Origin of the sequence: Microbacterium sp. MMO-113, assembly GCF_037148555.1 — a bacterium.
Classification (GTDB): Bacteria; Actinomycetota; Actinomycetes; order Actinomycetales; family Microbacteriaceae; genus Microbacterium.
Window position 1 is genome coordinate 482361 of the sequence record NZ_JBBCTD010000003.1, and the last position, 16501, is coordinate 498861.

Genomic DNA, 16501 nt, shown 5'->3' on the forward strand with positions numbered 1-16501 from the left:
GAGGGACCGAGTGGACGCGACGGCGGGAGTCGAACCCGCAACGCCTCCGGATATGAGCCGGGGCCCGGGACCGCCCGGATCGCCGCGATGGGGTCGACGTTACCCGGCCGTGATCATCCCCACCAGGACCGTTGCCTGGGATAACACTATGAGTCGCCGGATAACGCGGAGGGCGTCGCGTCGAGCGCTCGCAGGAGACGCTCCACCGCTTCGCGCAACTCCGACCGATGCGGCTCCGGGAAGCTCGTCGTGTACTCGACACCCGCGGGGATCCAGAGCAGCCCGTACATCGCCTCGCGCCAGTCCGAGCCGCCGACCGGCCAGCGCGTACGCTGAGCGCCCTCTGCCGTCGCGCCCTGCGACCACGGTCCGAAACGGGCCTGCATCTCGGCGAGCGGAAGGTCCATCACGGCGTCGGTCTCGACCTTCTGCGGAGACCACGACGAGGCGATGAGGACCCGCTCCTCGATCTCCTCCTCGGTCAGGGGCCTCCGCGTGAACAGCACCCGCGTGTGCTCCACCGCCGCGATCCGATCGACGCGGAACGTCCGCCAGTCGTCGCGGTCGAGATCCCAGCACAGCAGGAACCACCGGCGGCCGGCGGGCGCGAGGGCATGGGGCTCGACCCGGCGCACGCTCTCTGTCCCCTCCCCGTCGACGTACCGCACGCGCAGGCGTTCGGCGTCCCGCGTCGCCAAGGCGACCTCGCCGATCACCACGGGCGAGACGGCGGGGGCGTCGCCGATGCGCGGCGGACGCACGGAGGCCGCGAGCGCGTTCACCCGCTGTCGCAGCGGCGACGGCAGGACCTGCTCGAGTTTGGCGAGTGCGGTGAGGGTGACCTCCGCGCCCCCGATGACCTGTTGCGTCGCGGCGACCCTCAGGCCGATGGCCATGGTCACAGCTTCGTCGTCGGTGAGGAGCAGTGGCGGGACGGCGCTCCCCGCTTCCAGCCGGTACCCGCCGGCGGCCCCCGGTATCGACTCGACGCGATATCCGAGCTCGCGGAGCCGATCGACGTCGCGCCGGACGGTGCGCTCGGTGACACCGAGGCGCGCGGCGAGCTCGGTTCCCGGCCAATGCCGATGCGTCTGCAGCAGGTTGAGCAGGGCGAGGGCCCGCACGGTGGTGTCGCTCATGTTCGCCAGACTGCCAGATATCGCGGACAGTATCTGTCCTGGTTCGCTTCTACGCTCGCGGTCATGAACGAACCCCTCATCGAGACCGAAGGCCTCACCAAGACCTTCACCGTCAAGAAGACGCCGGTCCATGCCGTGACCGACGTCTCCTTCACCGCCGTCCGCGGAGAGCTCGTCGCGTTCCTCGGCCCGAACGGCGCCGGCAAGTCGACGACCCTGCGGATGCTGACCACGCTGATCCCGCCCACCTCGGGGCGTGCGAGGGTGGTGGGCCACGACATCCATGCCGACGCGGCGGGCGTACGGGCCCGCATCGGCTACGTCGGACAGCTCACCAGCGGCAGCTTCTCTCAGCGCGTCCGTGATGAGCTGCTGAGCCAGGGCGCCTTCTACGGAATGTCGAAGCGGGACAGCGCGCGCCGGGCCGACGAACTCATCGAGTCGCTCGACCTCACATCGTTCGCCACGCGCACCGTCCAGCAGCTCAGCGGCGGGCAGAAGCGTCGGCTCGACATCGCGCTCGGGCTCATGCACGCGCCGCCGCTGATCTTCCTCGACGAGCCGTCTACCGGACTCGACCCGCAGAGTCGGGCGAACCTCTGGGAGCACATCCTCGACCTGCGCACGCAGCACGGCACCACCGTGTTCCTCACCACGCACTACCTGGAGGAGGCCGACCGTTACGCCGAGCGCGTGATGGTCATGGACAGGGGACGCATCATCGCCGACGACGACGCGGCCTCCCTCAAGGCGACACTCGCCGGGGACGTGCTGACGTTCGGGTTCGCGGATGCCGCAGAGGCGGAGAGGGCCCGTGCCGTGGTCGCCGGGCTCAGCACGGCCGAGGTCACGATCGACGGGGCCGCCGTGTCGCTCGCGGTTCCGGACGGCGACCGCCTGCTCCCGGTCATCGTGCGCGAACTCGACGGTGCCGGCATCCTGGTCCGCCGCGCGACGGGGGTGCCGCCCACCCTGGACGACGTCTTCCTCGCCCTCACCGGCCGCACCCTGCGCGAAGCCGGAGAGGGCGCAGATGCCGCGGATGACGCATCCGCCATGGAAGCGGCACCCGCCGCCTCCCAGAACAGCACGACAGGAGCCCGCTCATGACCATCCCCACCGACACCCTCGTGCGTCCGAACCTCGCGCGCGACACCAGGAACGTGCTGAGCCGGGAGCTCAAGCCCGTGCTCCGCGACCCGTTCACGCTGATCTTCAGCCTGCTCCAGCCGCTCGTCTTCCTCGGCCTGTTCGCTCCGCTGCTGATCGGCGACTCCGGGCGTCCGGCCGGGGAGACGCTGGCCTGGTTCGTCCCGGGCGTCCTCGTGATGATCGTGCTGTTCGGCACCGGCTCGACCGGGTCGAACCTGCAGTACGAGATGATGACCGGCTCGCACGAGCGCACTCTCGTCGCCCCACTGGCACGATCCTCGCTGCTCGTCGGCCGCGCACTGAAGGAGATCGCGCCGATCGTCGTGCAGGCACTCATCATCGTCCTGATCGCCTGGCCGTTCGGCTTCGCCGCCGACATCCCCGGCCTGCTCATCGGCCTCGCGCTGCTCGCTGTGTTCGGCGTGGGCCTTGGCTCGCTCTCGTACTCCCTCGCCCTGGCGACGAAGGATCGCGAGTGGCTGTTCTGGGGCGTGCAGCAGTCGCTGATCTTCCCGCTGCTGATCCTGTCCGGGATGCTGCTCCCTCTCGATGCGGCTCCCGACTGGATGCGCGTCGTCGCCGCGGTCAATCCGGTGAACTGGGTGGTGCAGGCGGAGCGCGCCCTCTTCGCGGGCGAGCTCGGCGATGTCACCGTCCTGTGGGGCTGGGTGTCCGCACTGGCGGTCGCCGCGGTGGGCCTCGTGGTCGGTGTGAGGGCGATCCGCCGAAGCAGCTGAGCTCGGACGCGGGTGCCGCCGCCCTCCGCGGCGGCACCCCGTCCCGCTAGCGTCGCCGTCGCTCGCCGTCAACCGGTTCGCCCGCGCCGCGCCGCCCCCGTACCGTCGCTCGCACCGATGACGCCCGAGCAGGAGGCCGACATGTCCGAATCCCAGCACAACGACAAGACTCCGACGCCGATGGCGGAGGCGGGAGACCCGCAGGCGCGACTGGAGGCCGAGGCTCGCCGCGCGATCGTGACCGGTGCCGACTCCGGGATCGGGCGAGCCACCGCCGTCGCCCTCGCCGCAGCGGGGATCGACGTCGGCATCACCTGGCACAGCGACGAGGCCGGCGCCCAGGACACGGCGGACGAGGTGCGCAGCCACGGCGCCCGCGCGGTGGTGACACAGCTCGACGTCTCCGACATCCCCGCGTGCGGCGACGTGGTCGACGGGCTGCTCGCGGAACTCGGCGGCGTCGACGTGTTCGTCAACAACGCGGGCGCCGGGCTCCAGACCCCGTTCCTCGACGTGACGCTCGACGAGTGGAACCGGGTGCTCGACACCGACCTCACCGGCGCCTTCGTCTGCCTGCAGCGAGCGGCCCGGGCGATGGTCGCCGCGGGGCGCGGGGGGCGGCTCATCTCCGTGACCAGCGTGCACGAGCACCAGCCGATGGTGGGGGCGAGCGCGTACGACACCGCCAAGCATGGCCTCGGCGGGCTCATGAAGAACCTCGCACTGGAGCTCGGGCGGTACGGGATCAGTGCCGTCAGTGTCGCCCCGGGTGAGATCGCGACCCCGATGACCGGGCAGACCGACACCGACCCGCATGCCGAGGACCGCCCCGGCATCCCGCTCGGGCGCCCGGGCGACGCGCGCGAGGTGGCCGCGCTGATCGCGTTCCTCGCCTCGCCGGAGGCCGCCTACATCTCGGGGGCCTCGGTCGTGATCGACGGCGGGATGCTGCAGATGGGGCCACAGGCGGGTGCGGCGATCGAGAGCCATGACTGGCGCACGGTCTGAGCGTGGACCGGCCGCGACTCAGCGGCGGATCGAGTCCTGGAACGGGTTTGGTTCGAGCGTGTAGTCCGTGGCCGGGTCGGCCCAGGTGTCCTGACCGCTCCGACGCCGGGCCGAACGCAGCACCGAGAGCGCACGCGTCGCGGGCACGCCGGCGGCGAGCGCGAGGCGGCCGGTGAGGGAGCGGTCCGCGCGGCCGAGCACGCTCGCGCGATGCCAGGCCTCATGCCAGGTCCCACCCCGGGCCGCGGGCACCCGGCGATGCGGCAGGGCCCCGGCCCGCCGCAGGGCCACGAGCTCCTGTGCCCGGTCCCACCAGTCCGACTCCGCCTCCGCGTGGAAGTAGTTGTCGCGGAGCCAGGACGGGTGCGGGTGGCGGAATCGGCCGGCGACGACCTCGCCCGCGCCGCCCAGCAGACCGCTTCCGATGAAGACCGTGTTGAGCAGGCTCTTGTGCACCCCGAAGCGGTCGAGCGCTATCACCGGGACCCCGTGGGCCAGCGCCTCGACCGCAGCCGTCGAGCTCACCGTGACCAGGCCGGCGGCGGACTCGAGAGCGGTCGCCATCGGCGCGTGCGAGAAGACGAGGTTCGCCGGGCAGCCCCCGGCGAAGAGCCGGGTGTACGGATCACGGTCGAGGTGGGTCTCGGCCTCCCCCGGCCGGGACCGCAGCTTCACGACCACCCGGCGCGACGGGTCGGCCTCCGCGGCGCGCACGAGCAGGGCGGCGATCGCCGCTCGCTGCTCGGGGCGGGCGGGCACGAGGGCCTGCGCGGCGAAGACGACGTCCGTCGCCCCGGGCCGCCGGAGCGCCGCCGGCGTTGGGGCGACACGACGCTCCGCGAGAGCGACTCCGCCCGTCCCCGCGGAGAGGGATCCGGCTGCCCCGGACTCCCGGAGACGGCTGCCGCCCCACCGCTCGCGACCCCGCGCGAAGGGGAGGGTCGCCAGCGCGATCGGCATCTGCACCCCGATGCGCTCGCCGAGGTCGGCGAACGCTCGGCGCTCGCGGTGGGAGTGCACGACCAGCAGGTCGGTGTGTCGCCGGTAGTCGAGCGCCCCGCGCTGGGCGGGGATCGCCATGCCGGGAAGCCCGGAGACGGTCACGGGGCGATGCGGCAGCGCATCGACGACGCGGCCGAGGAGCCGGACGAACGGTCCCCGCCCGGCGAGCAGCACGACGTCAGGGCGCTCGACCTCGAGCCATCCGGCCACGCGGTCGAGGTCGAGCCGGGTGACGTCGGCGGCATCGAGGCCGGTGCCCGCCAGTGCCGCATCCTGCTGCGCTCCGCTCACCGTCAGCGGCGTGCGCACCAGCAGGAGCTGCGACCGCAGGCCGGGCACGGCCCCCAGCAGGGATGCCGCCCACTTCACGAACGAGTCGGCGTCCGCGATGGCGACCACACGCATCCCGGCGCCGGCGGTCATGCGGGCACGCGGCGGAGCTTCGCCATCGGCGCGCGCTCGCTGTCGAACACGCGCTTGACGCCGTCGCCCACCGCGCTCTCGATGACCCGGATGTCGCGGACCAGGTGCTCCAGCCCTCCGGGCTCCAGGGATGCGGCGTGGTCGGAGCCCCACATCGTCCGGTCCAGCGTGATGTGACGCTCCACGGCGACCGCCCCCATCGCGACCGCGGCGAGCGAGATCTGCAGGCCGCGCTCATGTCCCGAGTAGCCGACGGGGATCCCGGGATAGCGGTCCCGCAGGGTCGCGATCACCCGCAGGTTCACCTCCTCGGGCTCGAGGGGGTAGGTCGAGGTCGCGTGCATGAGGACGACGCGGTCGGTGCCGAGCGTGTCCAACGCACGATCGATCTGCTCCATGGTGGACATGCCCGTGGAGAGGATGACGGGCTTCCCGGTCTCCCGCAGCGCGACGAGCAGTTCCGTGTCGGTCAGGCTCGCCGAGGCGACCTTGTGCGCCACGACGTGGAGGTCTTCGAGGAACGCGACGCTCGGCACGTCCCACGGCGAGGCGAACCAGTCCAGGCCCTGCATCGTGGCGTGGTCGCCGATCTCGACGTACTCGTCGCGGCCGAACTCCACCCGACGGCGATAGTCGAGGTACGTCATCGTTCCCCACGGCGTCTCCCGCGGCACGTCGCGCATGTGCTCCGGCGTGGAGATCTCGGGCGTGCGCTTCTGGAACTTCACCGCGTCCGCGCCGGCTCGGGCCGCGACGTCGATGAGGCGCTTGGCGATGTCGACGTCGCCGTTGTGGTTGAGGCCGATCTCCGCGATGACGTAGGCGGGACGGCCGCCGCCGATCACATGCGATCCGATGCTGACAGTCATGATTCCTCCGGTCGTCGAGCGGTCTTCCACCCCGTCCTTCCTGAGTACGGGCCGCGGGTGAACACCGGCCGACCGGACGGTTACCGGGGGCGGTCAGCTCGACAACACCCGCTCGACGAGCTCGCGCACGGCCCCGTCGCCGCCTCGCCTCCCCAGCACGACGCGCGCCTCCGCCCGGACGAGCGGGTGCGCGTCCGCGACGGCGACCGGCCAGCCCACGATCCGCATCGCGGGAAGGTCGTTGACGTCGTTGCCGAGGTAGGCGACGTCGGCGAGCGCCACATCCTGCTCTCCGGCCCACTGCCGGAGCGCGGACTCCTTGTCATCGATCCCGTGCAGGACGGGGACGCGGAGCTTGTCGGCGCGAGCGCGCACCACCGCGTTCACCTCGGTGGAGAGGATGAGCATGGGCACTCCGGCCCGCCGGAGCAGCGCGACACCCATCCCGTCCTCCCGGCTGACCCGCACCCGCTCCCCACCCGCGGCGTCGATGATCGCCGTGTCGTCGGTGTGCACCCCGTCGAAGTCGGTGACCACGGCGCGGGCGGGGATGCGCCCTGGCCGTTCGTGCAGGACGGCGAGGGCCCGCGCGGCCTGGAGCTGAGCGGCGTCGTCGATCTCGATCGCCGTCTCCTCGGGCACGGGAGCGATCCCGATCCGCCCGAAGAAGCGGTGTCGGTGGGCGCGGAACCCGTCGACGCGGAACGCGTAGAAGGCTCCGGTCTCCAGGTAGTGCGGCTCGCGGTCCTGGCGACGAGGGCGGTGGCCGGCCTCGTGGTTGATCGCCTCGGCGGTACCGTCGGCCCGCCGTCTCCAGAGGAAGCCGTAGGTCTCTACGGCGGAGAAGACGCTGTCCGACCGCCCCCGCCGCACGTCGCCGACGGCACCGGCCAGCGCCGCGCTCGGGAGGAAGGGCGAGGTGGCCTGCAGGAAGGCGACGATCTCGAAACGCTCGCCGTTGCTCTCCAGGTCATCGAGTGCATGGAGGATCGCCGCCTCCGAGGCCGCGGTGTCTCCGGAGAGCTCGGCCGGGCGCCGGACCACCCGTGCGCCCGCCTCCTCGGCCACCGCGGCGATCTCGTCGTCGTCGGTCGAGACGACCACGAGATCGAAGCACGCCGCCGCCCGCGCGGCGTGCACGGCCCTGGCCACCAGCGGAACCCCTCCGACACGCTCGAGGTTCTTCCTCGGGATCTGCTTCGACCCGCCCCGCGCGGGGATGATCGCCACCGCCGGCTGCACGGGTTCGTCCATGTCGTGTCTCCTCATCGTCCCCGGATCTCCCGCCAGGCTCGGCCCGCGCGGCGGCGGGCGCCGACAGCCGTGAGCCGCCATTCCTCGACCCGACCCACGCCTCCGCGCGGACGCAGCAGGCCGCGCGCGCCGCGCGGTGCCGAGCCCCCGGGAAGGGCGAGCGCAGCCAACCGGTCGGGGGCGAAGTAGCGGCGACGTTCCTCCTCGTCGAGGCCGTCGAGCAGCTCCTCGGCCCGGACGCGGAGGTGTCCCGCGATCTCCGGCTGCATCATGTAGCCCACCGCGTCGACGAGGAGCTGCAGCCGATCCGCGTCGGCGTAGGGCGAGGGGGTCCGGGTGAGCGCATCGACGATCGTCAGGGGGATGCGGTTGCTGTTCTCCACCGGGGCGAGGGTGCGGAGCAGTTCCGTCGTGCCTGCGGCACCGATCGTCCGCCCGAACAGGGTACGGACCGTGGGCAGAGCCGTCGAGAAGGTCGCCACGACGGCGCGTGCGTCGAGGCGCTCCGCCAGGAGTTCGGCAGGCAGGCGGCCGCGCTCCTCCACGAACCCCAGTCCGCGACTCTCGGCATGCGCGCGCACGGCGTGGGCGAGCTGCGGCGGTGCCGCGGGATGGGGCTTGAAGACGATGCGCTCCGCGTGCTCTTCCACCGCCCGGTCGACCAGGCGCTGTTGGAGCGCGATCTCCTCGGCCGTGGTCAGGAGGCCGAGAGCTGCGAGGTACTGTCCGAGCACGAGAACGGTCGCCGGCCCTGCGGCAGCGGGGCCCTCTGAGGATTCACCCGTCTCGCGCAGAGCGGCGGCGAAGGACTCGGGAGGCACCGGGACAGGCACCGCGTGCGGAGACCCCGCCAGCGGACGGACGCCGGGCACCACGTCGGCGTACACGACGCGCTCGATGCGTGCGGAAACCGCATGCGGCAGCCGGACCCGCATCGGCGCGTAGGTCATGAGGCCGTCGCCGACGATGGTCACCCTGGCCTCCGGGAACATCGAGAGGAGTGTGCGGGCCGGCGCGACCTGAGGGCTCTGCACGAACAGCTCGACCGTGCGGGGGTCGAACCGCCAGGCGCGCGCGAGAAGTCGGCCCACGACGGGGAGGTCGGCGTCCGTCGGCTCCCAGGCACTCGGATGCAGGGGACCGAGCACGTCGGCCAGCGCCTCCACCCGATCGAAGCGGCCGCGGAGAGAGCCCAGCGCAGGATCCTCGGCGATGCCCACGACCGTCTCCGGGACGCGCGACGAGGTGAACGGCACGAGCACCCGCTCCGCCATCCGACCGTCGCCGTCGGCGCCCTCGTCGAGCAGGCCGGCGTCGATCGCGGCGGCCGCCGTCGCGAGTCCGTAGGCGCTGTGCAGGGCGAAGAGGCGACTCATCCGGCGTGACCTCCGCGGCGCAAGCTGCGCGCCAGCACCCGCCGCCGTGGACCGTCGAGCCGGGCGAGCACCCCAGCGACCTCCGCGGCGGGGAGGTCCTGCAACAGCAGCCGGATCCGCCGGCGCATCTCCCTCCGCACGGGCGGCGGCATGCGCCGTGAGCGCACCAGGTGATGCGCGCTGAGGGCGAGCGCGGTCCAGACGGCCTTCGGAAGGAAGCGGTCGGTCTCGCGGTCCGCCCGGACGAGGTCGAGCACCTGGGTCAGCGCCGGGGCGAAGTCGAGCTGGCGGCGGTCGTGCACCTGGGTGAGGGAGCTCTCGACGCCACGTCGGTAGAGCAGCGCCGGGGCGTCCACCACGGCGAACGAGGCGGCCTCCAGATGCAGGCGCCAGACCCATGGGCGGTCCTCGGCCGTGAAGAGGCCGGAGGGGAATGCGGCCAGCCCGCGGTCGAGCATGCGGCGGTGCAGCAGTCCCGCCCAGGCGAACGGGTAGTCCACCATGCTCGGCTCATCGACCGGGAGGATCGCCTCCCGGGGCGGCACGACCCGTTCCCGCCACGGATACGGAGCACGCACGAGCGCGCGCCGCATCCCGGAGACGGTCACATGATCCGTCCGGAGGAAGTCGCAGCGGAGCTCTCGCAGACGCGCGGCGAGCACCGCGAGGCGCTGCGGCTGCATCCAGTCGTCGCCGTCGACGAAGCAGAACGCCTCGCCCTCCACATGCGCGAGCCCCTGGTTGCGTGCCGAGGCGAGCCCGCGCGGCTCGGGGTTCCGCAGCACTTCGGCGTGCGGGAACCGGCCCGCGTAGTGCCCCAGGAGCGCGCCGGTGTCGTCTCGCGAGCCGTCGTCTATCGCCACGAGCTTGAGGGCGGCCGGATCATCGAACTGCCGGGTGAGCGTCTCCAGCGTGGTGCCGATGTACGGACCGGCGTCCTTGGCAGGCAGGATGACGGTGACGAGGGGCGTGCGCACGGGGCTCCCGGGATGGACGATACGGCTCGTCATCGTGACAGGCGACGGTGGCCGGAGAGCGACCGCGGGGTGAACGTCCGGTGACGGCGCGAGGCGAACGCTGAGGTGTGGCCCGCACCCGAACGAGCCACACCCCCAGTGCGTTGCACTGCCGGATGCGAACACCCGGTGAACCGCCGCCGTGAGGCGTCGGCCGCCCCGCGGCAGTACTGGCCCCCACCAGCGGACCGCGAGGCGTCGTCGAGAGCGACTCCATGAAGATCAGCACTCAACACGTAACACGATACAACTGTCTGTTCGATCGCGCGAATCGACCTAGGTCAATCCGTGAATATTCGCACACCACCGTCGGATCGGGGACGATGGAGGCATGCGGTGGCCCTGGAACACGATCTCGCGACCGGTGCTGCGGCGTCGTCGGAGCGGCGGCGTCGAGGTGCGCTGGCTGACCGCGCGTTCCTGGACGCAGCGGTGGTACCCCCAGGGCATCGACGTCGGGAAGCGCCGTGGACGGCGAGCGCTCGCGGTGAGCTGGTTCCGCCAGGATGCCTCAGGGCGCCACCTCGCCTCCCGGGTGACCCTCGTGGATCGCGAACGCGCCCGCCGTATCGACATCGTGCTGGCCGTCACCGACGAGAACGATGCCCTTCAGCCGGCCCCGATCCACGCGGGCGGTCTCGCCTGGTTCGGAGACCGGCTGTTCGTCGCCGCGACGGGGCAGGGCATCTGGGAGTTCGACCTCGGCGCACTTCGACGTGTGCACGGCGCCGACGCCCAGCGGGTGCGCGGCGGGGCACGCCGTAGGGACCGACGGACGGCCGTGGTCGCGGTGCGGACCCGCCGTCATCCCGTCGCCCTCCGGTGCTCCTTCGTCGGTCGGGTGTTCGACGCGGACGGGACACCGCTCCCCCGCGTGCTCATCGGCGAGTACCGGGGTCAGGAGACCGGGATGGTCGGCGAGTTCGCGATCCCCGAAGACTCCGCTGCCGGATTCGTCGAACTCGAGCGCTTCACCCCCGGCATCCGGCATATGCAGGGAGCCGTGCGGTGGGGCGACCGCTATCTCGTGTCGCAGTCAGACCACCTGCGTCCCGGGGTGCTGTGGTCGGGACCTCGCCAGGCCCTCACCAGACACCCCGTCGCGCTGCCCGTCGGCTGCGAGGATCTGGCCCTCGACCCGGATGATGAGCTGCTGTGGACCCTGGGCGAGCATCCGTGGCGACGCGTCGTGCGGGGGATCCCGTTCGCGCCCCTCGGGCTCCGGCGTCACAGCGGGAGCACGGAGCAGCGAACGTAGACTGAGGGGGTGAAGAAGCCCGCCCCCCTCCTCGTCTACACCGTGCTGCGCCTGCTGGCGTTCCTCGTCCCGCTGGCCATCCTGTGGTTCTTCTTCCCGATCTTCCGCGAGTTCTGGTGGCTGGCGGCGATCTTCGCGGCCCTCATCGGCGCGAGCATCTCGATGCTGTTCCTCCGCACCCCGCTCTCCGACGCCTCCGCGCGCCTGCACGAGCGCCGGCAGGGCAAGATCTCCGGGCAGCAGGCCGACGCCGACGCGGAGGACGAACTCGTCGACCGCGCCCCCGACGACCGCCCCTGACGCGGGACCGCCGTACACAGCTTCGGAGACCCGAGGCAGATCCGATTGTTGGACCGAGTCTCAAAACTCTCGGCTGACCCATAAGTTCGACCGGCATCTCGGTCCCTGCGCCCGGGTCGCCGGGCACGACTTCGGAGCGACCGCACGGCGCGCCCAAGGATAGGTCCGAGACGACGGCGTGTCCGTCGCGCGCTCCGAAGCTGTGCCCGGCGAGGCGCGGGTGACCGGGGGCGGCTCAACCAGCGAAGGCCCAGAACAGGGCGCCGGCGTAGAGCAGTGAGGTCAGAGAGGTGAGCGCGAGGGCGATCACCAGTTCCCGCGGCTGCCGGTAGGTCCAGACGATCACGATCGCGGGGAGACCGGCCAGGAGCGCAAGCAGCGCGAGCCAGGCGATCGGGAACAGCAACGCGAGGAACACGGCGATGCCGAACGGCACGAGCACGAAGAGCGTGAAGAGGACCTGCGTGGCCCGGCGTCCGATGAGGACCGTCAGCGTGCGCTTGCCGACCTCGCGGTCCTGATCGATGTCGCGGAGGTTGTTGGCCAGGAGCACGGCGCAGGCGAACAGTCCGGCGGCGATCGCCCCCAGCCAGGCCTGCTGCGGGAGCAGGAAGACCTGCACCCAGGTGGTGCCGAGAGTGGCGACGAGCCCGAAGAACACGAAGACGAAGACCTCGCCGAGGCCGTAGTACCCGTAGGGCCTCTTGCCCCCGGTGTAGAACCACGCGGCGACGATGCAGGCCGCGCCGACCGCGAGCATCCACCACTGTTCGGTGCGCACGACGATCGCGACGCCGACCACCGCGGCGAGCGCGAAGAAGACGAGGCCGATGACGAGCACCGTGCGCGGCTTCACGCGGCCGGAGGCCGTGAGCCGCGCCGGGCCGACCCGATGGGCATCGGTGCCGCGGATGCCATCGCTGTAGTCGTTGGTGAAGTTCACGCCGATCTGCAGCAGGACGGCCACGGCGAGGCACGCGAGCGCGATCACCCAGTGGAACTCGGGACCCGTGCTCCGCGCGGCTCCCGTACCGATGACGACGGGGGCGATCGCGAGGGGCAGCGTGCGCAGACGTGCCGCACCGATCCAGTCGCCGATCGTCACGGGACCCGCCTCGACGACCGGCCGCTTGGCCGGGTTGCCGCTGGTGCGCGGCGGGGTGCGACGACCGGACTTCTTCTTGCGCTGGGAGGATGCTGCCATCCACGGAATCCTAGTCGTCGCGGCGAGGCGGCAAACTCAGCGGTGCGGGTTGCTGTCCTTGCCGTCGAGCCAGAGCTCGTCGGTCTTGTCGGCATGCGACCCGGTCGTGCCGACGTGCTTGTCGCTGATCTTCGGCCCCTTGAGGATGACGTGGACCATCGCCTGCGCGTGGCCGTGGCCGAGGCCGTACTCCTGCTTGAGCCAGTTCAGGACGACGGTGGACTTCGTGCTCTCGTCGAACCCCTGCTCGTGGGCGAGGTCGATGAACTGCCGCGGCGTGAGGCCGGTCTGGGTCTCGACCTTGTCGAGGTATGCCTGGAAGGACATGGTGGTCTCCGCTCTCAGTCCTCGTCGAGGAACGTCTGGATGATCGTGTCGGACGCGTGGATGCAGAGGATCCGGAGGAGCCCGGTCCCCGCGTTGGTGAAGCAGTGTGGCGTGAAAGCGGGCGCGGTGGCGGTATCTCCGGCTCGCGCGATGAGGGCGTCGTCGCCGATCCGGATCCGCACCGTGCCCTCGAGCACGATCCAGGTCTCAGAGTAGGGGTGCCAGTGCAGCCCCGGCCCCTCCCCTGGCTGGTTCTCGACGAAGAAGTAGGAGACGGCGGCTCCGTGGTCGGCGCCGACGAATCGGCGGCTGCGCCCGGCGCCGATGCGGATCGCGCCACTCGAGACAAGGGCGGGAACGGGGATCTCGGTCATGAACCCAGTGTCGACAGCACGCGTCGCACCTCCTAGAGTTTCGATGTGGATCGAAACTCCGCGCCGGTCGAGGGCGTCGACCACCCGGATCACCGGGTCGAGTTCCACCTGAGTCCCGGCGACATCCAGGCCGTGCGGTTCGGCATCTCCCCCGGGCACGAACTGGCGCATGCGGTACGCGTGCTCCTCCGCCCGGCGGCGCACCCCCTGCAGTGGGGGTGGCTCCGCACCGCGCGGGAGGGGCTGCCGCGCGACGCCTTCGCGCTCCTCGCGACGGTGATCGGCGACGACGGCTACCTCCCGGACTTCCTCACCAGCACTCCACGCGACGATCTGACCCCCGAGGACGAACTCGCCGCCCTGCGGGAGGCGGCGCTCGACCCGCTGCGCGTCGACCTCGGCAAGAGGATCCAGCGTTCGACGGGCGCACAGCGTCAGGCCCTGCGCGACCTGTCCGACCGGCCCCAGCGCGCCCGTGCGATGATCGCCGATGCCTGGGAGGAGGTCTGGGAGGCCGCGTTGGCTCCGGCCTGGCCTCAGCTGGAGCGCCTCCTCCGGGCCGACATCGCCGTTCGTGCCCGGGTGATCGCGACGACCGGCATCGCCGGGATGGCCGGCGCCCTCCATCCCCAGGTCTCGTGGGGCGCGGGTGCGGTGCGGGTCTCGCTCCGTCGGCACAGCGAGGACGTGGACTGCCGCGGCAGCGGTCTCGTGCTGGTGCCCTCCGTCCTCTCGTCCTGGGGCTGCCTGGTGCTCACCGAGCCGCCGGCACAGCCGACGCTGTTCTATCCCGCCCGTGGCGTGACCGCGGGGTGGGCACGGGACACCACCGAGACCGTGGCCGCCCTGGGCGCCCTGCTCGGCCCGGCGCGCGCCGGCATCCTTCTCACCGCGGGATCGCCGCGCACGACCTCGGAGGTGGCCGCCGATGCGGGGCTCGCGCTGTCGACGGCGTCACACCATCTCACCGTGCTGCGGGACGCCGGGCTCGTGGCGAGCGAGCGGGACGGCTCCCGCAGGCAGCACGTGCGCACGCCCTTGGGCGAGGCGCTCGTCGGCGCTCTGCTCTGACGCCGCCCTACTCGGCGGTCGAGACCGGGATGATCGGCCGGTGCTCGTAGTAGGTCTGCAGGACCACGGTCGTGCGCGTACTCACGTTCGCCGCGAGCCGGACGTCGCGGACGAGTTGCTCCAGGTCGCGCGGCGTCGGCACGCGGACGAAGAGCATGTAGCTCGCGTCGCCGGCGATGGAGTGGCAGGCCTCGATCGCGTCGAGGTGCTCCAGGAGCTCAGGGGCGTTGTCGGGCTGGGCGGGATCGAGCGGCGTGATCTCGATGAAGGCGGACAACGGAGTGCCCGCCTGCTCGGGGTCGAGGATCGCGCGGTAGCCGGTGATGACGCCGCGGGTCTCGAGCCGCCGCAGCCGGGACTGCACCGCCGACACCGACAGCCCGACGGCGTCGGAGAGCTGCGACAGCGTCGCCCGCCCGTCACGAGAGATGGTCGCCAGGATCGCACGGTCGACAGAATCATCCATGGCTGTAAGATTATCGTCAGGATTCCGTTATCACCGGAATCTTTCCGTTTTTCACTGCGATCGGAGGTTCCGATGTCCCTCGTTTCCGCCAACAGTTCCGCTGTTCAGGCCGTCGTCGGCGAACCCGAGGTCGTCGAGGATGCGTCGATCGCGGAGAACTCCGCCGCCTGGGCACAGCTCAAGCAGGCCGCGATCGCCCTCCGTGAGCTGCAGATCAAGGACGGCTCGATCCCTGGCGCTTCGACGAGCTCAGCGACCCGGGACCAGGCGACCGCGCTCGTCGGGCAGATCACCGCCGCGATCCGGGCACTGGCCCCCGCCTTCCCCCACGACGCGGACTACCTCGCCGCCTCCGTCGCCGACTTCGAGCGCTGGGCGGCCGAGGACTTCGGCGTGCCGGACTTCCTCGACTCGCTCGTGGCGTTCCAGCCGCAGCAGCACCGCATCGACGGGATCCGCCACCTCGTGGTCTTCCCGATGTACACGCAGAACGGCTCCAGCGACCGCCTGGTCGAGGCGCTCATCGTCGAGACCATCTGGCCGGAGTTCATCGCCGCGCTCGAGGCCGGCGACTACGGCAACAAGCTCTTCGTCTCGCTGCGCCTCGTGGACTTCACGCCCGGCTACGACACGAACTCCGCGGTGCTCTTCCCGGAGACCGTCGCCATGCGCGAGATCCCGACCTTCACCTGGGGCGCGATCTTCCAGGACCGTGAGGCCGCCCGTTACCGCCGCGTGGTCCGCGCGGCCTCAGAGATCACCAACCTCGACCTCCCCGAGCGTGCGGCGGCGATGCTGGAGGATCAGGAGGTCGCCGAGAAGACCTTCGTGATGTGGGACATCATCCACGACCGCACCCACATGCGCGGAGACCTGCCCTTCGACCCGTTCATGATCAAGCAGCGGATGCCGTTCTTCCTCTACTCGCTGGAGGAGATGCGCTGCGACATGACGGCGTTCCGCGAGTCGGTGAAGATCGAGCGGGCCCTGGATGCCCGGGTCGCCGCGGGCGAGGAGCTCACGGAGACCGAGCGGGAGATGCACGAGTACGCGCACCTCGTGCAGTACGCCGTGATCTTCGACCGCATCTTCCGCTTCGCCATCACCGGCACGCGCGTGCGCAACTACGACGCGGTCGGCGGTCAGCTCCTGTTCGCGTGGCTGCACCAGCGGGGCGTGCTGCACTGGACCGACACGGCGCTGGCCTTCGACTGGGAGAACGTGCCGGATGCGGTCGTGGCCCTCGGCGACGCGATCGACGACCTGTACTGGCACTCGATCGACCGCCCCAAGGTCGCGCACTGGCTCGCCGCGTACGAGCTGGTCCGCGGCACGCTGACCCCGCATCCTGCCTCGCAGTGGGCGCGCGGCCTGTCGGACGAGATCCTCGCCGGGGCTCCGAAGGGCTACACCGACGCGGTCCTCGACGACGAGTTCCCGCTGTCGATGTTCTTCGAGACGCTCGACAAGAAGATGAAGCCGGTCATCGAGTCGACGGTCGGCATCCGCGGTACGGACGACTGAT

The 16501-nt window shown here is 71.4% G+C and carries 17 protein-coding genes and 1 tRNA gene; 7 read left to right on the plus strand and 11 right to left on the minus strand.

Translation table 11 applies throughout. The annotated features are described in order from the left end of the window. Positions 1–11: 11 nt before the first annotated feature. Both WFJ36_RS13050 and WFJ36_RS13055 read right to left on the minus strand, forming a co-directional pair. A tRNA-Met gene (locus tag WFJ36_RS13050) sits at positions 12–87 on the minus strand. 59 nt (positions 88–146) lie between these two features. After that, positions 147–1139 (minus strand): helix-turn-helix transcriptional regulator, encoded by a 993-nt coding sequence (locus tag WFJ36_RS13055; protein ID WP_336643430.1) that lies wholly within the window; start codon positions 1137–1139, stop codon positions 147–149. 63 nt (positions 1140–1202) lie between these two features. Here WFJ36_RS13055 and WFJ36_RS13060 point away from each other — a divergent pair, with 63 nt between their 5' ends. From WFJ36_RS13060 to WFJ36_RS13070, 3 genes are all read left to right on the plus strand, one after another. Continuing rightward, positions 1203–2249 carry an ABC transporter ATP-binding protein gene (locus WFJ36_RS13060; protein WP_071328979.1) on the plus strand — a complete coding sequence of 349 codons (1047 nt, stop codon included), beginning with the start codon at positions 1203–1205 and terminating at the stop codon, positions 2247–2249. Then, positions 2246–3028 carry an ABC transporter permease gene (locus tag WFJ36_RS13065; protein ID WP_071328980.1) on the plus strand — a complete coding sequence of 261 codons (783 nt, stop codon included), beginning with the start codon at positions 2246–2248 and terminating at the stop codon, positions 3026–3028. The genes WFJ36_RS13060 and WFJ36_RS13065 overlap by 4 nt, the downstream gene beginning before the upstream one ends. Before the next feature lie 180 nt (positions 3029–3208). Next, complete coding sequence (locus WFJ36_RS13070) at positions 3209–4036, plus strand: SDR family oxidoreductase (RefSeq protein ID WP_336643485.1); 828 nt, start codon at positions 3209–3211, stop codon at positions 4034–4036. 18 nt (positions 4037–4054) lie between these two features. Here WFJ36_RS13070 and WFJ36_RS13075 read toward each other — a convergent pair whose 3' ends face one another. The 5 genes from WFJ36_RS13075 to WFJ36_RS13095 form a co-directional block, all read right to left on the minus strand. After that, entirely contained in the window at positions 4055–5461 is a 1407-nt protein-coding gene (locus WFJ36_RS13075; RefSeq protein WP_336643431.1) for a DUF6716 putative glycosyltransferase, read from the minus strand. Beyond that, positions 5458–6330: an N-acetylneuraminate synthase family protein gene (locus WFJ36_RS13080; RefSeq protein ID WP_336643432.1), complete on the minus strand. Its 873-nt coding sequence runs from the start codon at positions 6328–6330 to the stop codon at positions 5458–5460. The genes WFJ36_RS13075 and WFJ36_RS13080 overlap by 4 nt, the downstream gene beginning before the upstream one ends. A gap of 93 nt (positions 6331–6423) precedes the next feature. Next, entirely contained in the window at positions 6424–7584 is a 1161-nt protein-coding gene (locus tag WFJ36_RS13085; protein ID WP_336643433.1) for an acylneuraminate cytidylyltransferase, read from the minus strand. Between the two features lie 11 nt (positions 7585–7595). Beyond that, positions 7596–8960 (minus strand): polysialyltransferase family glycosyltransferase, encoded by a 1365-nt coding sequence (locus WFJ36_RS13090; protein ID WP_336643434.1) that lies wholly within the window; start codon positions 8958–8960, stop codon positions 7596–7598. Beyond that, positions 8957–9970 carry a glycosyltransferase family 2 protein gene (locus tag WFJ36_RS13095; protein WP_336643435.1) on the minus strand — a complete coding sequence of 338 codons (1014 nt, stop codon included), beginning with the start codon at positions 9968–9970 and terminating at the stop codon, positions 8957–8959. Before WFJ36_RS13095 ends, WFJ36_RS13090 begins: the two co-directional genes overlap by 4 nt. Positions 9971–10307: 337 nt before the next feature. Between WFJ36_RS13095 and WFJ36_RS13100 the strand changes: the two genes are divergently transcribed. Beyond that, the gene (locus WFJ36_RS13100) at positions 10308–11234 is read left to right on the plus strand and encodes a hypothetical protein (protein ID WP_071328985.1); all 927 of its coding nucleotides are present in this window, start codon (positions 10308–10310) and stop codon (positions 11232–11234) included. Positions 11235–11243: 9 nt separating this feature from the next. Then, positions 11244–11534 (plus strand): DUF4229 domain-containing protein, encoded by a 291-nt coding sequence (locus tag WFJ36_RS13105; protein ID WP_071328986.1) that lies wholly within the window; start codon positions 11244–11246, stop codon positions 11532–11534. A gap of 235 nt (positions 11535–11769) precedes the next feature. Here the strand turns inward: WFJ36_RS13105 and WFJ36_RS13110 are convergent, their stop codons facing one another. The 3 genes from WFJ36_RS13110 to WFJ36_RS13120 are packed head-to-tail and all read right to left on the minus strand — an operon-like array spanning position 11770 to position 13439. Then, positions 11770–12738, minus strand: a complete 969-nt coding sequence (locus WFJ36_RS13110) for a 1,4-dihydroxy-2-naphthoate polyprenyltransferase (protein ID WP_071328987.1) — start codon at positions 12736–12738, stop codon at positions 11770–11772. A gap of 36 nt (positions 12739–12774) precedes the next feature. Further along, positions 12775–13065 (minus strand): DUF4287 domain-containing protein, encoded by a 291-nt coding sequence (locus tag WFJ36_RS13115; RefSeq protein WP_292786005.1) that lies wholly within the window; start codon positions 13063–13065, stop codon positions 12775–12777. 14 nt (positions 13066–13079) lie between these two features. Next, positions 13080–13439 (minus strand): cupin domain-containing protein, encoded by a 360-nt coding sequence (locus WFJ36_RS13120; RefSeq protein WP_071328989.1) that lies wholly within the window; start codon positions 13437–13439, stop codon positions 13080–13082. A 45-nt stretch (positions 13440–13484) separates the two neighbouring features. Here WFJ36_RS13120 and WFJ36_RS13125 point away from each other — a divergent pair, with 45 nt between their 5' ends. Next, complete coding sequence (locus WFJ36_RS13125; protein ID WP_071328990.1) at positions 13485–14510, plus strand: ArsR/SmtB family transcription factor; 1026 nt, start codon at positions 13485–13487, stop codon at positions 14508–14510. 7 nt (positions 14511–14517) lie between these two features. Here WFJ36_RS13125 and WFJ36_RS13130 read toward each other — a convergent pair whose 3' ends face one another. Continuing rightward, the gene (locus tag WFJ36_RS13130; protein WP_060922394.1) at positions 14518–14976 is read right to left on the minus strand and encodes an Lrp/AsnC family transcriptional regulator; all 459 of its coding nucleotides are present in this window, start codon (positions 14974–14976) and stop codon (positions 14518–14520) included. A 72-nt stretch (positions 14977–15048) separates the two neighbouring features. On the opposite strand from WFJ36_RS13130, the gene WFJ36_RS13135 reads away from it, so the two are divergent. After that, positions 15049–16500: a DUF6421 family protein gene (locus WFJ36_RS13135; RefSeq protein WP_071328991.1), complete on the plus strand. Its 1452-nt coding sequence runs from the start codon at positions 15049–15051 to the stop codon at positions 16498–16500. Position 16501: the final 1 nt, after the last annotated feature.